This is a genomic window from Modestobacter sp. SYSU DS0904, assembly GCF_054051115.1.
The window spans coordinates 1-13894 of the sequence record NZ_JBJHAQ010000042.1 but is presented as its reverse complement, the minus strand read 5'-3'; the positions used below and the strand labels follow the sequence as shown (position 1 = coordinate 13894).

The window sequence follows — 13894 nt, the reverse complement described above, 5'->3', positions numbered from 1 at the left end:
CGGCGAGAAGGACGCGCACGACCCTTTCGCCGGAGTGGCCACTTCGGCGCGCGGGTCAGTTGTCGGTGAGGCGGGAGAGCTCGGGCGGCAGCTCGCCCGGGTGGACGACGGCCATCCGCTGGGTGGCCCGGGTCAGCGCCACGTACAGGTCGCTGTGCCCGCGCACGCCCTCGTCCAGCACGCCCTGCGGGTCGACGACGACGACCGAGTCGAACTCCAGCCCCTTCGCCTCCACCGGCAGCAGCACCACCGTGCCGCGGGAGGAGTCGGCGGCCGGCCCGGTCTGCGCGCCGGGCAGCGCGGCGGCCACGGCGTCCTGCCGGCTGGGCGGGACGATGACCGCAGCGGTGCCGCCCTGCGCGGCCAGCTCGGCGGCGATCTCCGCCGTCCGGGCCGCCAGCGCGTCGTCGGTCACCCGGTGGGCGGTCGGCGGGACGCCGGTGCTGCGCACCGACCGCGGCGCGGCGGTCACCGCGTCACCGGCGGCCAGCACGTCGGCGGCGACGTCCATGATCTCCGTCGGGGTGCGGTAGTTGACGGTCAGCTGCGCCAGCCGCCACTGCCCCTCCGCGTGCGGGCCCAGCGCCTGCGCCCAGTCGGTGGCGCCGGCCAGGCTGCCGGTCTGGGCCAGGTCGCCGACGACGGTCATCGAGCGGGTCGGGCACTTGCGGGCCAGCAGCCGCCAGGTCATCGGGGAGAGCTCCTGCGCCTCGTCGACGACGACGTGCCCGAAGGTCCAGGTGCGGTCGGTGGCGGCCCGCTCGGCGGCGCTGCGGACGTCGACCTCGGTCTCCCGGTCGGCCAGCATCTCGGCGTCCAGCAGGTCGACGGCGGTGAGCTCCTCGCTCTCCTCGTCCTCGTCGGCGTCGTGCGAGCGCGAGCCGTAGAGCAGGTCCAGCGTCTCCTGGGCGTGGTCGCGTGCCTGCCGTCGGCGCCGGGCCTCCGCGGCGCGCTCGGCGCTGTCGTCGTGGCCGAGCAGCTCGTCGAGCTCCTCCAGCAGCGGCACGTCGGCCGGGGTCCACTCCGTCGACGTGCCGGCGGCCTCGGCGGGTCGGTGCAGCAGCGCCCGCTCCTCGTCGGTCCAGCCCTTGGTGACCCGCCGGATGCGGTCGGGGTCGGCCATCAGCTCACGCAGCAGCTGCTCGGGGGAGAGCACCGGCCACATCTCGTCGATCAGCGCGCGCACCCCGGCGTCGGAAGCCATCTCCTGGCGCACGTCGTCGACGTCCCGGCGCGAGAGCAGGCTCTCCGCGCCGCGCACGTCGTTGCCGATCCGGCCGAGGAACCGGTCGGTGACCAGGTCGATCACGGCTCGGGCGAACGCCGGGCGGGCCAGGTTGTGCATCCGCGAGGCACGCCGGCCAACGGTGCGGCAGCTGGTGAGGTCGGGCCCCCGGAGCCCGATGCGCACCCCGTCGACGACCAGGTCGCGCCCCCCGCGGGGCACGACCTCCCGGTCCCGGACGGCGGCCTTGAGCACGTCGACCATCGCCAGCCGGCCCTTGAGCTCGGCCACCTCGGGCGCCTCGGTGCCGCGGGCGTCCAGCCCGGGGCGCAGCTGCCCGAGCCCGGAGAGCAGCACGCCGGTCTCACCCAGCGCCGGCAGCACGTCGGCGATGTAGCGCAGGAAGGTCGGCGTCGGACCGACGACGAGCAGTCCGCTGCGGGCCAGCCGCTCCCGGTGGGTGTACAGCAGGTAGGCGGCCCGGTGCAGGGCGACGGCGGTCTTGCCGGTGCCCGGACCGCCCTGGACGACGAGCACGCCGCGGACGTCGCTGCGGATGATCGCGTCCTGCTCGCCCTGGATGGTGGCGACGATGTCGGTCATCCGGCCGGTGCGCTCGGCGGTGAGCGCGGCCATCAGCGCCGCCTCGCCGGTGAGCTCCGGGCCGTCGCCGCGCTCGGGGTCGACGGTGAGCACCTCGTCGTTGACCGCGGTGACGGTGCGCCCGCGGGTGCGGATGTGCCGGCGCCGGACGACGCCCTCGGGCCGGAACGCGGTGGCGGTGTAGAACGGCCGGGACGCCGGGGCCCGCCAGTCGACCAGCGCCGGGTCGCCCGCCGGGTCGTCGGCCGGCAGCCCGACGCGGCCGATGTACAGCGGCTGCGGCGCCGCCTCGCGGTCCAGCCGCCCGATCACCAGCCCGTGCTCGGCGGCGTCCAGGGCGGTGATCCGGGCCGACTGGAACCGGGCCGCGGCCTCCCGCTCACCCAGCGACTGGGGGTTGATCACCGGCATCGCCAGCGCCTGGCGGAACCGCAGCACGGCCAGCTCGCGGGCGGCGTCCAGCCGGCGGTACAGGTCGGCGACGGCCGGCTGCTCGGCCGTCCGCTCGGCCTCCTGCCGATCGGGGCTCTGCACGGGGTCGCTCGCGACCCCGGCCGGTGAGCTCGACAATTCGGGCCTCTCCCTGCTGTCCGTCGTTCCCCGCGGTGCGCGGCGCGGTCCGCCCCGCCCACCCGGTCCGTCCGCGGCGACCAACGATGCCCTGCCGGCCGGTGTTCCGGCCAGCGGCCGACGATCTTCCCCGAGCGGGTCCGCCCGCCCGCACCCCCCTGCGCCGACGTGGCCACGTCGGCGAAGAGAGGGGATCAGAGGCGGGTGAGGGTGGCGTCGTCCCGGTCGCCGGCGAAGAACCGGTCCAGGACGGCGCCGAACGCGGGCTGCTCCGCGACGGCGGCGAACAGGGTCATCGACGAGCGCAGCTTCTGCGCGTCGACCCCGCCGAGGACGGCGACCGGATCGCTGATGCCCAGGTCGAGCAGCGCCTCGGCGCACTCCACCAGCCGCGGGCCCAGCACCGGGTGGGCCAGGTACGCCCGCGCCTCCTCGGCTCCGCCGACCGCGTACCGCTGCGCCATCGGGCTGCGCCCCAACCCGGCGACCTGCGGGAAGACGAACCACATCCAGTGGCTGCGCTTGGCGCCGGCACGCAGCTCGGCCAGCGCCTGCGGGTAGGCGCCGCCGCTGTCCTGGGCGTCGACGAAGCGCTGCAGGTCGAACGGGTCCGGGCTCATGCGGGGGATTCTCCCGCCGCTCCATCGCCGGGAGTTGTACCCAGCGCATGCCCGACCCGGTGGCGGGCATCACAGGGTCGAGGGCGGGCCGACCCGCGGTCCCGGGAGAGGAGCCGATCGTGCGCACCACGACGAAGACGCTGGCCGGGCTGGTGCTGGCCACCGGCCTGGGCCTGGCCGGCTGCGGGTCCGAGGACGTCCCGGCCGACCCGGAGGTGGAGATCCCACCGGTGCAGGTGCCGGAGACCATCAGCCCGGACACGCTCGACGGGGAGAACGGCGGCGGGGAGGACGGCGGCGGGGGCTGATCCCCGGCGCCCGACCGGTGAGCTGCCCGGGCTGCCGGGGACCTACACGGTCTCGGGCACCCGCAGGTGGGCCACCGACAGCGCGTACTCGCTGACCTCCGTGACCGTGGTCCGGCTGGCCCGGCTGAACTCCTCCCGCAGCGCACCGCCCGGGTCGACCGCCCGGGCCATCGCCGCGCGGTCGGCATAGGTGACCGTGGACGTGGTGCGCCCGGCGAGCCGGTCGACCAGGAAGCTGACGCTGCAGAAGCCGGGCAGCTCCTCCAGACGCGGGAGCAGGCTGGTGCGGACGGCGCCGAGCACGTCGTCCATCGCGGCCGGCTCGTGCAGCGCGCCGCGCACCACCCGGCAGCAGGCGCCCTCGCCGGCCGGTCGGACCCGGTGCATCACCGCGATCTCCCAGGTGGCGACCAGCGGCACCGCGCCGACCAGCTCACCGAACCGGGCGCGGAAGCTCCGGGTGCCCTCCGCACTGGCCTGCAGGGCGTCCGCGCCGTCCCAGGCGCTGGTGAGGATGCAGCGCCCGTTGCGGTGGTTGGTCAGCAGGGAGAGCCCGACGCAGCCGGTCATCGGCTCGATGGCCGGGAGCACCTCGTCGCGGACGTAGCCGACGGCGGTGTCGATGGCGGCGGGGTCGCCGCGCACGGTGGTGGATCGGGCGAACATGGCGGGCCTCCGCGCCGGGCGGCGACGCCTCGGCCACGTCGCCGCGAGGAGCTGGACTGTCCTCGCCGGTGCGCGGGCGGGGCACCTCGGGCGTCCTCGCCGGTCCGCACCCGCGGCGTTGCGTCACGAGCTGCGCGGGCACCGACACGGTGCGACGGGTAGGGGTGTCCCGCCCGGGGCGGACGCCGACCCGGATGATGGAGCGCCATGACCACCAGCCCGGGCGCCCGAGGTGGGGCGACCCGTGGCCCGGGCCGGGGCATCGCCCGGGCGGCCACGCTGCTGGTCTCGCTGACCGCGGTCAGCCAGGTGCTCGGCTTCGTGCGGGACGCGGTGATCGCCGCCGTCTTCGGTGCCGGTGCCGCGCTGGACGCCTACCTGGTCTCCCAGGGCGTGATGAACCTGGTGCTCGCGCTCGTCGCCGGGGCGCTCGCCCGCGCGGTCGTGCCGCCGGTCAGTCGCGCGGCGGCCGACGGCGAGCGGGAGCGGGCGGGCCGGACCGTGCAGACGGTGCTCACGCTCGCCGTGCTGGCCCTCGTCGCGGGCGCGGGGCTGGTGCTGGTGGGCACCGAGCAGGTGGTCGCGGTGCTCGCGCCCGGGTTCGACGAGGAGACCGCGGCCCTGGCCGTGGAGCTGACCCGGATCGTGCTGGTGGCCGCGCTGTTCATCGCCGGCACCGACATCCTCGCCGCGGCGGCCCAGGCGCACGGTCGCTTCTTCGGTTCCGGCGTCCAGGGGGTCCCGTTCAACCTGGTGATGATCGGCGCCGCGGTGTGGCTCGGCCCCCGCTGGGGCGCCGAGGCCCTCGCGGTCGGGTTCGTGGTGGGCTCGGCGGTCCGGCTGCTGACCCAGCTGCCCGCCGTGCGGGCCGCCGGGATCCGGCTGCGCCCGCGCCTGGCGCTGCGCGACCCGGACGTGCGTGAGGTGCTCCGACTGACCCCGCCGCTGCTGGTGGGCAGCGCGGTGGTCAACGTCAACACCCTGGTCGACCGCGCGGTGGGCTCGAGCCTGGGGGAGGGCGTGATCACCTCGCTCAACCTGGGCTTCCGGGTGGTGAGCCTGGTCGAGTCGCTGCTGGTGGCGACCGTGGTCGCCGCGCTGTACCCCGCCTTCAGCGCGGCCGGCGGCCCCGAGCGCCGGGCCGAGCTGCGCGGGCTGGTGGACCGGGCGCTGCGGGTCATGCTGCTGGTGCTGGCCCCGGTGACCGCGGTCCTCGTCGTGGCGGCGCGGCCGCTGGTGGAGCTGGCCTTCGGGCGCGGCGACTTCGACGCGGCGGCGATCGCGGCGACGACCACGGCGGCCGTCTGGTACGCCGCGGCGGCGCTGGGCATGGCGCTGCGCTCGATCGCGTCGCGGGCCAGCCTCGCCGTGGGCGACCGCCGGTCCCCGACGGTGGTGGCGCTGGTGGCGATGGCGGTCAACGTCGTCGGCGACCTCACCCTGGGCCTGGCGTTCGGCATCGCCGGCATCGCGGCGGCGACGAGCCTGTCCCTGCTGGTCGCGGCGGCGCTCGGGCTGGTCCTGCTCGCCCGTCGGCACGCCGGGGTCACGCTGTCCGCGCTGTCCGGGTCGGTGGTCCGGCTGGGCGGGGCGGCGCTGGCCGGTGGTCTCCTCGCGGCCGCGGCGCTGGCGGGCATCGGTCCCGACGGTGACGGGGTGGTGGGCTCCCTCGTGCGCCTGACCGTCGCCGGGGGGACGGTCGTGGCCGGCTACCTGGCGGTGCTGGTGCTGCTGCGGGCCCCGGAACTGGCCGAGCTGCGCACGTTGCCCCGGCTGCGCCGCAGCCGGACCTGATCCGGCCGGTACCCGCCGCGTGTCCGCATCTCCCGGGCGACGGAGCGGACCCGCGTTGTTAGCGTCGGGGGATGCCCTCCGCCAGACGAGCACTCGTCGTGACCGCAGCGCGGGCCCGCGGATCGCTCGCCGCCGTCCGTGCCCTGCACCGGGCGGGGTGGGACGTCGGGGTGGGCACCCCGGACGGGGCCGGGATGGTGACCACCTCCCGGGCGTGCGCTCGCCGGCACGTGGTGCCCCGGCCGCGCGGGGACTGCCGGCAGTTCCTCGACGGGGTGCGGCGCGCGGTGGCCGACGGCGGGTACGACGTCGTCTTCGGCGGTGGTGACGACTGGATGGCGGCGCTCGCCGTGCACCGGGACGAGGTGCCCACCGTGGTGGCGCACCCGCGGGCGGAGGTGGTGGCCGCGGCGCTGGACAAGGTCGGGCTGGGCGACCGCGCCGGGGCGGCCGGCCTGGCCGCGCCGCGCACCGAACCGGCCTCCACGGATGCCGTGGCCGGGTGGTCCGGGCCGGTGGTCGTCAAGAGCCGGGCGCACTGGCGACCGCAGCACCGGCACGAGCACCGGATCGAGGCCCGCTGGTACCCGGACGCCGCCCGTGCGGCCGACCGGGTCGGGCTGCTCCGCGACGCCGGGCTGGAGCCGGTCCTGCAGCAGCCGGTCGACGGCGAGCTGATGGCGCTGATCGGGTTGTTCTCCGACGGGCGGCTGCACGGGCGGGTGCAGCAGCGCTCGCCCCGGCTGTGGCCGACCCCCACCGGCGTCTCCTGCCGGGCGGAGACGGTGCCGGTCGAGGAGGACCTGGCCGGCCGGGCCACCGCGCTGCTGGCGGACCTGGGGTGGTCGGGGCTGGTCGAGCTGCAGTTCCTGCGTGACGGCGACGGCGTGCCGCACCTCATCGACCTCAACGGGCGCTTCTTCGGCTCGATGGCGCTGGCCAACGCCGCGGGGGCGAACCTGGCGGACGCCTGGGGGCGGCAGGTCCTCGGCGAGCCGCTGCCGCCGCTGCCCGACGCCCGCGCCGGCGTCCGGTTCCTGTGGACCGCCGGCGACCTCCGCCGGGCGACGGTCGAGCGGCGCGGTGGGCTGCTGGCCGACGTCGGCTCGACGCTGCGCTGGCTGCCGGGGGCGACCACCAGCGTCTGGGACCTCACCGACCTCCGGCCCACCGTGGAGCTGGTCGGATCCCGGCTGCGGGGCCGCCGGAAGCCGACCGCGCCGGTCAGCGGCTGACCGCGGCCCGTCCGCTCGGGTGCCGGCCGCCGGGGTGCGGGCCGCTGGTGTGCCGGTGCCACTCCTCGGTCGCCTCGCCGAGCGTCACCGCGGTGGCCAGCCGCAGGGTGCCGGCCAGCCAGACCAGCAGGTCGTGCAGCCGCAGCCGGGTCATCGGCGCGCCCAGCAGCCGGGTGGCGTCCTCCAGCGCGGCGAAGGCCCGCGGGTTGGCCCGCAGCTCCCGGTGGGCGACCGCCGCGACGCCGCTGTCGCCCTCCCGCAGGTGCGGCATCGCCTGTCGCCAGGTGGCCCGGGCCAGCAACGGCACCAGTTCGGGGTGGCGGTGGTGCAGCGCGGCCAGCACGTAGCGCGGCTGCGGATCGGGCAGCTCGGTGAGGGTGCGGAGGTGGGCCCCGACGGTGCGCGGCTCCCCGAGCACGGACAGCTCGTCGTCCGGCAGCTCCCAGAACGCCCGCCCGGCCGCGTGCCGCACCAGCGCCGCGGCGGTGGGCTGCACGTCGTCCAGCGCGCGCCGCACCGCGGCCCAGCCGACGGGGTCCAGCCGGCCGTGCAGGCCCTCGGCGATCAGCACGTCGTCGTCACCGAGCGGGCCGGCGGGCACCGGCCGTCCGTCGAACCGGTCGTGGCCGAAGGCCGCCACCTGCACCCACCGGCCCTCGCGCTCGATGGGGGAGCGGTACCGCAGTGGCCGCCGTCCCCGGACGTAGCCCAATGCGGCGGCGAGCGCGGTGTCCCAGGGCAGCGGCTCCGGGCCGGCGCTGGGCAGGTCGAGGGCGGGTCGCCCGGCGTCGTCGGAGGACACCGGCCCGGTCATGTCCGACAGCATGCGCCCGGCGCCCCGCTGGTGGGGCGCCGGGCGGGACGGTCAGCGGTGGCCGATGCCGCCCGGGCCGTGCTCGGGCGGGACGACCTCGCCGTCGATCGGCGGGCCGGGCGGGGTGCCGTCGCCGAACGGCCGGCCGCCCAGCTCCTCGCGGTGGTGCGGGGTCAGCCAGACCGACGTGTCCGGGCCCATCGGGATGATCTGGGTCGGGTTGATGTCGGCATGCACCACGTAGTAGTGCTCCTTGATCTGCGGGAAGTCGGTGGTGTCGCCGAAGCCCGGGGTCTGGAACAGGTCCCGGGCGTACCCCCACAGCGCCGGCATCTCGGTGAGCTTGTTCCGGTTGCACTTGAAGTGGCCGTGGTAGACGGCGTCGAACCGGGCCAGCGTGGTGAACAGCCGGACGTCGGCCTCGGTGATGGTGTCGCCCATCAGGAAGCGGCGGGTGGTCAGCCGCTCCTCCAGCCAGTCCATCGCCGTCCAGAGCCGCTCGTAGGCCTTGTCGTAGGCGTCCTGGGAGCCGGCGAAGCCGCAGCGGTAGACCCCGTTGTTGACCTCGGTGAAGATCCGCTCGATCACCTCGTCCATCTCCGCCCGCAGGTGCTCGGGGTAGAGGTCGGGGGCGCCGTCGCGGTGGAACTGCCACCACTCGGTGGAGAAGTCCAGCGTCATCTGCTTGAAGTCGTTGGTGACCACGGCCTTGGTCGGGAGGTCGACCATCGCCGGCACGGTGATGCCGCGCGGGTACTCGGGGTCGCGGGCGAGGAACGCCTGCTGCAGCCGCTCGTAGCCCAGCACCGGGTCGCGACCGTCGGGGTCGAGGTCGAAGGTCCAGCTGCGCTCGTCGTGGGTCGGCCCGCAGATGCCCATCGAGATGGCCTGCTCCAGGCCGAGCAACCGGCGCACGATGGCCGCCCGGTTCGCCCACGGGCACGCCCGCGCGATCACCAACCGGTAGCGCCCGGCCTCGACCGGCCAGCCGCTGGAGCCGTCGGCGGTGATCCGGTCGGTGATGTAGTTCTGGTCGCGCTGGTAGTCCTGGCCCTTTTCGACATAGCCGCTGCCGCTCTTCGAGGTGCTCACCGCCCCAGCCTCGCCGACGGCCCGCCGTCCCGCTCGCCGACCGGGCCCCCCGCGGCCGGCGGTCGCGTCGGGTTGGTCACGTCTAGCCTGGTGCGATGGCCGCCGCACCGTTCCGCCCGCCCTGGTTCGGCCACCGCGGGGTGCAGGCCGCCGCCGCGGTCGCCGTGCTCTACAACGCCGTCCGGCTGGTCGGGCTGCTGCTCGACGGGCAGCCGGGCGAGGCGTTCCTGAGCTTCGCCTGGACGGTGGTGTTCGGGTACGTCCTGGTCGAGTCGCTGCGGCTGCGCCGCGAGCAGGACGCCGCCGGCCGCGGGCCCGGGGTCGACCCCGGGGACTGACCGGGCACGGGCGGTGGATGGGGGGCGGCACCGCCCCGGACGCCCCCGAGAGTTCCGGGGCGGTGCCGCGTCTGTGCCCGTCTCAGGCGCGCTCGGCCTCCGGGGCTTCGGCGTCGGCCTCGGACTCCGGCTCGGGCTCGTCGCGCAGGAACAGGTACCAGTACGAGGTCGACACGAAGACGACGGCGCCGACCAGGTTGCCCAGCCCCGCGAGGAGCCAGTTGAGCCCCGCGTCGTCCCAGCCGATGTCCGGGACGCCGGCGAAGATGGCCGCGGGCAGGAAGAACATGTTGGCGATGACGTGGTCGAAGCCCATCGCCACGAACGCCATGATCGGGAAGAAGATCGCCAGGATCTTGCCCGAGACGGTCTTGGCGGCCAGCGACATCCACACCGCGAGGCAGACCAGCCAGTTGCAGCCCACCGCGCGCAGGAAGGTCTGCCAGGCCGTCTCGCCCAGCGCCTTGCCCTCGGAGATCGAGGCCAGCCGCTCGTAGGTGAGGCCGGCGCTGCCGCTGGCACCGGAGCTGCCGATCACGCCGGTCTGCACGGCGAGGAAGTAGGCGACGAACATCGCGCCGATCAGGTTGCCGAGCAGCACCAGGGAGAGGTTCTTGGCGACGTCGCCGAAGTTGATCCGGCCGCGCATCGCACCCAGCGGGACCAGGGCCATGTTGCCGGTGGCCAGGTCGGAGCCGGCGATGAGCACGAGCACCAGGCCGAGGGTGAACGTCGCCCCGGTGAACAGCGTGGGCAGCGTGCCCCAGGTCGCCGGGTCCAGCCCGGACGAGACGACGATGGCGACCAGCCCGCCGAAGGCGATGTAGGCGCCGGCCAGGAACCCGCTGACCAGGACCTTGTCCCAGCTGCGGCGGGTCTTCTTCGCGCCGGTCTGGGCGGCGGCCTGGGCGATCTCCTTGGGATCCCGAGCGGTCAAGGCATGCCTCCTGGGAGTCGACGGACCGGCCTGTGGTCGCAGGCCCCGGGGACACCAGCCTCGCCGACACCGCGCCGTCCCGCGCGGTGAGCGGGCGGGTGCGGGCCTGCCCGGCCCGTGGATGCCGACCGCGCCACCGGTGGTGAGGCGCGTCCACCGGGCGGCCAGGGGGGTCAGTCGCGCCGGCCGCTGCCGTCGCGCTGGCGGTCCCACCGGCGGTCGTCGTCCCGGTCGTCGTCCCAGCGGTCGTCCCGGTGCTCCCACCAGCGGTCGTCGTCGTGGTCGTGGTCGTCGTCCTCGGGCTGGGCTGCCTCCTCCGTCGGCGCGGCGGCCGGGGTGGGTGTGGGCGCCGGCTCGGGGGCCGGTGCCGGCGGGGGAGGCGGCGGCGGGGCGACCGCGTGCAGGAGGTTCACCGCGGCGCCCGGCAGCACCTCGCCGGCCGGGTCCAGCGCGATCACCTGGCCGTCGGGGACGTCGCCGGTCTGCAACGGCCGCAGGGTCACCACCAGACCACGCCCGACCAGCTCGGCCTGCACCTCGGCGACCGGCCGGCCCACGTAGTCCACGGTCGACAGCGAGACCAGCTGCACCACCGGGGTCGGGTGCGTGGGTTCGGCGGTGCGTGTCGGCTGGGCGGCGGCCGGTCGGTCGGCGCGGTCGGTCGCGAGCTCGAGCACGCCGAAGGTGCCGCCGGTCGCGAGCAGGAAGGTGAGCAGGGCGGCGACCACGAACCGCCGGCGACGCCCGTGCTGCTCGGGCTCGTCGTCGGGCTCGTCGCCGGCCGGGGTGAGTGCGACGGCGTGGGGCGCCGGGGTGGCCGGGGTGCGCACCGCGGGCAGTTCCGTCATCCGGATCGCGGGCATCACCGCCGTCCGCGGCTCGGCGACGTGCCCCCCGACGGGCCGGCCGGCGATGACGTCGTCGATGGCGGCACGGAAGGCGGTGCCGTCGGCGAACCGCTCGGCGGGGTCCTTGGCGATCGCCCGGTCGATCAGCCGGCGCACCGGCGCCGGGACGTCGACGGGCAGCGGCGGGGGGACCTCCCGGATCCGCCGGAGCGCGACCTCCACCGGGTCCCCGCCCTCGAACCCGCGGTGCCCGGCGAGGCACTCGTAGCCGACCAGCCCGAGGGCGTAGACGTCGCTGGCCGGGGTGGCGCGCGTGCCGGCGGCCTGCTCGGGGGAGAGGTAGTGGGCGGTCCCGACGACCTCCCCGGTGCGGGTCAACGGCACGCTGGCGGCGGACACCGCGACCCCGAAGTCGGTGAGCTTGATCCCGCCGTCCTCGGCGAGCAGGACGTTGCCCGGCTTCACGTCGCGGTGGACGACGCCGGCGGCGTGCGCGACGGCCAGCCCCGCGGCGCACTGCCGGAGCACGGCCAGCGCGCGGTCCGCCGGCAGCCGCCGTTCCCGGCGCAGCAGCGCCGACAGCGACTCGCCGCGGACCAGCTCCATCACCAGGTAGGCGAGGTGCTCCCCGCGCGGTGACTCGTCCGGCAGCACCTCGCCGTAGTCGAACAGCGTGGCGATGTGCGGGTGCACCAGGCCGGCCGAGTGCTGGGCCTCCGCGCGAAACCGGGCGAGGAAGGTGGCGTCGGTCGTGTACTCGCTGCGCAGCACCTTGACCGCGACGTCCCGGCCGAGCACGGTGTCGCGGGCGCGCCACACCTGGCCCATGCCGCCGGAGGCGATCAGCGTCAGCAGCTCGTAGCGCCGCCCGAGGAGCGGACCGTTCGGTTCCACCGGCCGATCCTCCCTGCCCGGCCGCGGTGGTGTGGGACTCCTGGGGCAGGAGTCACCGCCGGCGCAGGAACTTCCCGCAACCGAGGGCCTGGACCGGCCGCGGATGCCGCTCAGCCGTCGCCGCGACCCCGTCCGTTGCCGTTGCCCTGGCCCTCTCCGCCGCCCTGGCCGTTGCCCTCGCCGTTCCCGGTGCCCTGGTCGTCTCCGCCGCCCTCGTCCTCGTCCGCCTCGTCCTCGTCGGGCTCGTCCTCGCCCGGCGGCGGGGCCGGGGTGGTGGTCGGCGTGCTCGTGGGCGAGCCGGTGGGCGCGGGGGTCGTCGCCGGGGCGCTCGCGTGGACGACCGTGACGGTGCTGCCGGGGCGCAGCTCGCCGGTCGGGGACACCGAGATGACCTGCCCCGGGTCGACGTCGTCGCTCTGCTGCGGCACCAGGCCCACGTTCAGGCCGAGCCCGGCCAGCACGGACCGCACCTCGTCGACCGGCCGGCCGACCAGGTCGGCGGCGGTGACGGTGACCGTCTCCGGCGACTCCGGTGCCGTCGTCCCCGGGGTGGTGCCGGTGTCGGTGGGCGCGGGCGTGGGGTCGGCGTCCCCGGTCGCGGGGCGGTCGACGAACTGCACGACGCCGAAGACGAGCGCGGCCACGGCCAGCAGCCCCAGTGCGGCGGCAGCCAGCCGCCCACGCCAGCGCCGCCGCGGCGCACCGGCCGGGGCCGGCCGGGCGCCGCCGCCGGAGGCCCCGGCCCGGGCACCGCCGCCGGCCCCGGCCGGGCGGGCGCCCCCGCCGGCCCCGCCGGGCGGCACCGGGGCCGCGAAGACCCGGGTGGCGGGGGTCGAGCGGGCACCCGAGGACGGCGGCAGGACCGCCGTCTCGTCCGCGGCCGCGGGCAGCACCGTGGTGCGGTCGGCGGCGTGCGCCCCGGACAGCGGCCGGCCGGCGCGCACGTCGTCGACGGCGTCCCGGAAGGCGGCGCCGTCGGCGATGCGCTGGGCCGGTTCCTTCGCCATGGCCGCGGCGATGAGCGCGCGGACCGGCTCGGGGACGTCGGCCGGCAGCGGTGCCGGGGTGTCCCGGATCTGCATCAACGCGACCTGCACCGAGCTCTCCGCGTCGAACGCGCGGCGCCCGGCGAGGCACTCGTAGCCGACCAGGCCCAGCGCGTAGACGTCGCTGGCCGGGGTGGCTCGCGAGCCCTGCGCCTGCTCGGGGGAGAGGTAGTGCGCCGTGCCGATGACCTGGCCGGTCTGGGTGAGGGAGACGCTGGCCGCGGAGAGGGCGACGCCGAAGTCGGTGAGCTTGACGGTGCCCTCGGTGCCGAGCAGCACGTTGCCGGGCTTGACGTCGCGGTGCACGACGCCGCTGGCGTGCGCGGCGGCCAGCCCGGCGGCGCACTGCCGGAGCACGTCGAGGGTGCGGTCGGGGGCCAGCCGGTGCTCGCGGTGCAGCAGCTGGGACAGCGACTCCCCGCGGACCAGCTCCATGACCAGGTAGGCCAGGTGCTCGTCGCCGGCGTGCTGGGGGCGGACCTCGCCGTAGTCGAAGAGCGTGGCGATGTTGGGGTGGACCAGCCCGGCGGACAGCTGCGCCTCGCTGCGGAAGCGGGCCAGGAAGGTGGGGTCGCCGGTGTACTCGCTGCGGAGCACCTTGACCGCGACGTCCCGGTTGAGCACGGTGTCCCGCGCCTGCCAGACCTGGCCCATGCCGCCGGTCGCGATCAGGGAGGTCAGCTGGTAGCGGCCATCGATCAGCCGGCCCGTCGGTTCCACCCGGCCCTCCCGTCGTCGTCGGCGTCCGGCGGCCTGCCGGTTGCCCGACCCTCGACCCTGCCACCCCGCAGCAGCTGCGGCAGCGGGAGCCCCGCCGTCAGGCCCCCCACGTGGGGGGGGGGGGGGGGGGGGGGGGGGGGGGGGGGGGGGGGGGGGGGGGGGGGGGGGGGGGGGGGGGGGGGGG

12 protein-coding genes are annotated in these 13894 nt (G+C 76.4%); 4 read left to right on the top strand and 8 right to left on the bottom strand.

The window, feature by feature from the left end; translation table 11 throughout:
• Positions 1 to 55 precede the first annotated feature (55 nt).
• Both ACI79U_RS18960 and ACI79U_RS18955 read right to left on the bottom strand, forming a co-directional pair.
• Positions 56 to 2362: a HelD family protein gene (locus ACI79U_RS18960; protein ID WP_457070752.1), complete on the bottom strand. Its 2307-nt coding sequence runs from the start codon at positions 2360 to 2362 to the stop codon at positions 56 to 58.
• A gap of 230 nt (positions 2363 to 2592) precedes the next feature.
• Positions 2593 to 3018, bottom strand: coding sequence for a DUF1810 domain-containing protein (locus ACI79U_RS18955; RefSeq protein WP_457070750.1), 426 nt, complete (start codon positions 3016 to 3018; stop codon positions 2593 to 2595).
• A 119-nt stretch (positions 3019 to 3137) separates the two neighbouring features.
• Between ACI79U_RS18955 and ACI79U_RS18950 the strand changes: the two genes are divergently transcribed.
• Entirely contained in the window at positions 3138 to 3326 is a 189-nt protein-coding gene (locus ACI79U_RS18950; RefSeq protein ID WP_457070748.1) for a hypothetical protein, read from the top strand.
• A gap of 42 nt (positions 3327 to 3368) precedes the next feature.
• Here ACI79U_RS18950 and ACI79U_RS18945 read toward each other — a convergent pair whose 3' ends face one another.
• On the bottom strand, positions 3369 to 3992 hold the full coding sequence (locus ACI79U_RS18945) for a hypothetical protein (protein ID WP_457070746.1): 624 nt from the start codon (positions 3990 to 3992) through the stop codon (positions 3369 to 3371).
• A 207-nt stretch (positions 3993 to 4199) separates the two neighbouring features.
• Here ACI79U_RS18945 and murJ point away from each other — a divergent pair, with 207 nt between their 5' ends.
• On the top strand, positions 4200 to 5786 hold the full coding sequence (murJ, locus tag ACI79U_RS18940; protein ID WP_457070744.1) for a murein biosynthesis integral membrane protein MurJ: 1587 nt from the start codon (positions 4200 to 4202) through the stop codon (positions 5784 to 5786).
• 98 nt (positions 5787 to 5884) lie between these two features.
• Positions 5885 to 7021 (top strand): ATP-grasp domain-containing protein, encoded by a 1137-nt coding sequence (locus tag ACI79U_RS18935; protein ID WP_457070742.1) that lies wholly within the window; start codon positions 5885 to 5887, stop codon positions 7019 to 7021.
• Here ACI79U_RS18935 and ACI79U_RS18930 read toward each other — a convergent pair.
• Together ACI79U_RS18930 and ACI79U_RS18925 are read right to left on the bottom strand one after the other, a co-directional pair.
• Positions 7011 to 7835: a hypothetical protein gene (locus tag ACI79U_RS18930; RefSeq protein WP_457070740.1), complete on the bottom strand. Its 825-nt coding sequence runs from the start codon at positions 7833 to 7835 to the stop codon at positions 7011 to 7013. The genes ACI79U_RS18935 and ACI79U_RS18930 overlap by 11 nt on opposite strands.
• Before the next feature lie 51 nt (positions 7836 to 7886).
• Positions 7887 to 8927: a glutathione S-transferase family protein gene (locus ACI79U_RS18925; RefSeq protein WP_457070738.1), complete on the bottom strand. Its 1041-nt coding sequence runs from the start codon at positions 8925 to 8927 to the stop codon at positions 7887 to 7889.
• Positions 8928 to 9022: 95 nt separating this feature from the next.
• Here ACI79U_RS18925 and ACI79U_RS18920 point away from each other — a divergent pair, with 95 nt between their 5' ends.
• The gene (locus tag ACI79U_RS18920) at positions 9023 to 9265 is read left to right on the top strand and encodes a hypothetical protein (RefSeq protein WP_457070735.1); all 243 of its coding nucleotides are present in this window, start codon (positions 9023 to 9025) and stop codon (positions 9263 to 9265) included.
• An 82-nt stretch (positions 9266 to 9347) separates the two neighbouring features.
• On the opposite strand, the gene ACI79U_RS18915 is transcribed toward ACI79U_RS18920, so the two are convergent.
• The 3 genes from ACI79U_RS18915 to ACI79U_RS18905 form a co-directional block, all read right to left on the bottom strand.
• The gene (locus tag ACI79U_RS18915; RefSeq protein WP_457070733.1) at positions 9348 to 10202 is read right to left on the bottom strand and encodes a formate/nitrite transporter family protein; all 855 of its coding nucleotides are present in this window, start codon (positions 10200 to 10202) and stop codon (positions 9348 to 9350) included.
• 173 nt (positions 10203 to 10375) lie between these two features.
• Positions 10376 to 11944 carry a protein kinase domain-containing protein gene (locus tag ACI79U_RS18910; protein WP_457070731.1) on the bottom strand — a complete coding sequence of 523 codons (1569 nt, stop codon included), beginning with the start codon at positions 11942 to 11944 and terminating at the stop codon, positions 10376 to 10378.
• 110 nt (positions 11945 to 12054) lie between these two features.
• On the bottom strand, positions 12055 to 13710 hold the full coding sequence (locus ACI79U_RS18905; protein ID WP_457070729.1) for a protein kinase domain-containing protein: 1656 nt from the start codon (positions 13708 to 13710) through the stop codon (positions 12055 to 12057).
• Positions 13711 to 13894 lie beyond the last annotated feature (184 nt).

Excerpts from the sequence above, each read along its gene's own strand:
- ACI79U_RS18945 (WP_457070746.1), bottom strand. The coding sequence starts at position 3,992 with ATGTTCGCCCGATCCACCACCGTGCGCGGCGACCCCGCCGCCATCGAC.
- ACI79U_RS18930 (WP_457070740.1), bottom strand. The coding sequence starts at position 7,835 with ATGACCGGGCCGGTGTCCTCCGACGACGCCGGGCGACCCGCCCTCGAC.
- murJ (WP_457070744.1), top strand. The coding sequence starts at position 4,200 with ATGACCACCAGCCCGGGCGCCCGAGGTGGGGCGACCCGTGGCCCGGGC.
- ACI79U_RS18920 (WP_457070735.1), top strand. The coding sequence starts at position 9,023 with ATGGCCGCCGCACCGTTCCGCCCGCCCTGGTTCGGCCACCGCGGGGTG.
- ACI79U_RS18955 (WP_457070750.1), bottom strand. The coding sequence starts at position 3,018 with ATGAGCCCGGACCCGTTCGACCTGCAGCGCTTCGTCGACGCCCAGGAC.